Raw genomic sequence first — 2,951 nt, 5'->3', positions numbered from 1 at the left:
GCCCCCGCCGGAGCCGCCTCCGCCCCGCCCCCGCACACCGCACCCGTCGCCCCCGGCGTCGACCTGGCGGTGCGCGCCCTGCCCGGCGAGCCGCGGCACACCCTCACCTCGCTCACCGTGGACACGGGCTCCGGAGCGCAGGTCGACTACATCGACGGCGGTTCGGTCGCCTCCACCGCCGAGGTGGCCGACATGGCCGCCGCGCATCCCCGGCCCGGTGGACGGGCCGCCGTCGCCGCGGTCAACGGGGACTTCTTCGACGCCGGGGCCTCCTACGCGCCCCTGGGCGCGGCCGTGCGGGACGGCGAGGTCCTCTCCTCGCCCGCGCCCGACCGCCCCTACGCGGCCGTGATCGGAGAGGACGGCCGCGGCTCGGTGCGGCGGGTGCGTTTCGAGGGGACCGTGCGCACCCCGTCCGGTACGACCCGCCTGGACGCGCTCAACGCCCCGGAGATCCCCGAGGACGGCCTCGGGCTGTTCACCCGCGACTGGGGGAGCGCCTCGCGCGCGCGGGCCGTGCACGGCGCCGACCGGGTCGCCGAGGCGGTGCTCGCCGACGGCGCCGTGCGCGCCGTGCGCGACCGTGCCGGGAAGGGGCCCATCGGACCGGGGACGCGCGTGCTGGTGGGCCGGGGCGCCGGGGCCGACCTCCTCGCCGAGCTGGGTGAGGGCGCGGAGGTGGAGGCCGACTACCGGATCGACGCCGGGGGCGTGCGGCCCCGGACCGTCCTCGGCGGCCGCCGCGTGCTGCTCCGCGACGGCCGCCCCACCGGCGCCGCCGACGGCGCCCGCCAGCCGCGCACCGTCCTGGGGTTCGGCTCCGACGGCACCCGGATGGTGGCGGTGGCCGTCGACGGCCGGGTGCCCGGCGCGCCCGGCGCAACCCTGGGCGAGGCGGCCGAAGCGGCCAAGGACGCCGGGGCCGCCGACGCGATCGAGCTGGACGGCGGCGGCTCCTCGGCGCTGCTCGCCCGCGACCCCGGCGGCCGCGGCCTCATCGCACGCAACCGCACCGGCGAGGGGCCGCGCGAGGTCCCCAACGGGCTGCTCGTCACCGCACCCGCCGGGGACGGCGCGCCGTCCGGCCTGTGGCTGCGCCCGCGGCTCGACCCGCGCCCCGGCCACGGTGCGCAGGCGCCCGCCCAGGACGACCCGTACTTCCTGTTCTCCGGGATGCGCCGCACCTTGGAGGCCGACCTGCACGACGCCGCCTTCGGGCCTGCGGGGGTCGGCGGGGGCGGCGGGCGCGTACCCGGGCTGCGGCTGTCCGCACCCCAGGGGTCGGTGCACGGGCACGCGTACCGGGGCGGCCCGCCCGGGAGCGTGGAGGTGACGGGCTCGGCGTTCGGCGTTCGGGGCGGTGTCGAACTCCAGGTCCTGCCCGGTCCGGAGCGTTTGGCGCCCGAACCCGAGCGGCTCTTCTTCCCCGGCGAGGAGGGCTCGGCCCCGTTCGTCGTCTCGGGTGTGGCGCCGGACGGCACGCGCGCCCCCGTGGAGCCCGACGACGTCCGGGTCGAGGCCGACCCGGACCTGGTGAAGGTGGAGCACCACCGCGACGGCCGGTTCGAGGTGCACCCGGCGGCGGGGAAGGGCGCGGGCGCCGTGGCCGTCGAGGCGGGCGGGGTGCGCGCCGAGGTGCCCGTCGCGATCGGGGCGACGACCGGGCGGCTGTCCTCATTCGAGGACGGCGGCGCGTGGACGGCCGGGGGCACGCGGGCACAGGCCGGGCTGCGGCCCGTCGAGGGCAGGCACGGCGCGGGCGTCGCGCTCCGGTACGACTTCACCGGGTCCGCGCGGACCCGGGCGGCGACGGTGCGGCCGCCTGAGCCGATCCCCGCGCGCCCGGCGGCCTTCGGGTTCGGCCTGCAGGTGAAGGGCGACGGCAAGGGCGCCACCGTGGCCGTGTCCGTCGTCGACGGCGCGGGCATCCGCCACGCCCTGTACGGGCCGCGGGTCGCCTGGACAGGGTGGCGGCCCGTGGAGTTCACGGTTCCGGACGACGCCGTGCAGCCGGTGTCGGTGACGTCCGTGTACCTGGTGGAGACGGACGGGGCGCGCTCCTACGAGGGCGAGGTGGCCTTCTCCGACCTCACGGGAGAGCTGGGGCGCGTCCCGGAGGCCCTGTCAGGTGAGTGAGGGCAGCGGGGACGGCAGTTCGACCGGCGGTGGTCCCGGTGTACCGGTCGGCCCCTGGGTCGGCGGATCCGTCGGAGGGTCCGTGGTCGGGTCGGTCGGGGGATCCGTCGGGGGATCGGTGGTCGGGTCGGGAGGGTCCGTGGGCGGATCGCTCGGCGGGTCGTCGGGCGTCGGGTCCGGGGACGGCGTCGTGGTCTCGGACGGGCTCGGCGAGGGGCTGGGGGAAGGGCTCGGGGACGTGCTCGGTTCCGGGGCCTCGTTCTCCACGGGATCTCCCCGCGTGGTCGCTGTGCCGCTCTGGCGCGCCTCGGCGGGCGACGGGTCGGGTGACCCGCCCGGGGCGGCCGGTGTCGCCCGCTCAGGGGCCGCCTCAGGGGCGAACGTCCCGTTAACGACCGCCCACCCGGCGAGGCCGGCCATGGCGAGGAGCCAGGCGGCGGCCACGGCGAGAAGGATGTGCTGCCGTCGCCGCGTGCGCTCCGGGGAGGTCAGGTGGGCGGCCTCTGCGGCCGGTGCCGCCGCCGCGCCCGCTGCCGCCGCCGTGCCCGCGGCGGCCGCGTCCGGCCCGACCTCTTCCGCGTGCGCCTCCGCGTGTGCCTCCGCACTCGGGCGGCGAGGCACGCTCGGCGGGTCGGGCACGTACGGGCGCTCTGGGGAGTCCACGACCCGGACGCGCCCGGTCCGGTCGGGGGGCGGGCCGCCGATCCGCGTGTCCGGGTCGTCCGCCGCCCGCGCGCCCGCGTCCAGCAGCTCTTCGTCGCTGCAGTAGGGGAGGCCGAGCAGCGCCCGCAGCACCTCCGCGGCGCTCGGCCGCC

The 2,951-nt window shown here is 79.1% G+C and carries 1 protein-coding gene and 1 pseudogene; one reads left to right on the top strand and one right to left on the bottom strand.

The window, feature by feature from the left end; translation table 11 throughout:
* On the top strand, positions 1-2,136 hold a 2,136-nt coding region (locus D476_RS32240; protein WP_017622923.1), incomplete at its 5' end, for a phosphodiester glycosidase family protein.
* Here D476_RS32240 and D476_RS37865 read toward each other — a convergent pair.
* A pseudogene (locus D476_RS37865) lies at positions 2,125-2,951 on the bottom strand (hypothetical protein); the annotation flags it as partial. The gene D476_RS32240 and the pseudogene D476_RS37865 sit on opposite strands and share 12 nt — an antisense overlap.

Origin of the sequence: Nocardiopsis chromatogenes YIM 90109 (assembly GCF_000341185.1) — a bacterium.
In the GTDB taxonomy this organism is placed as follows: Bacteria; Actinomycetota; Actinomycetes; order Streptosporangiales; family Streptosporangiaceae; genus Nocardiopsis_A; species Nocardiopsis_A chromatogenes.
Note: the sequence above shows the minus strand (reverse complement) of the source record. Positions and strands in the feature narration are given on the sequence as shown.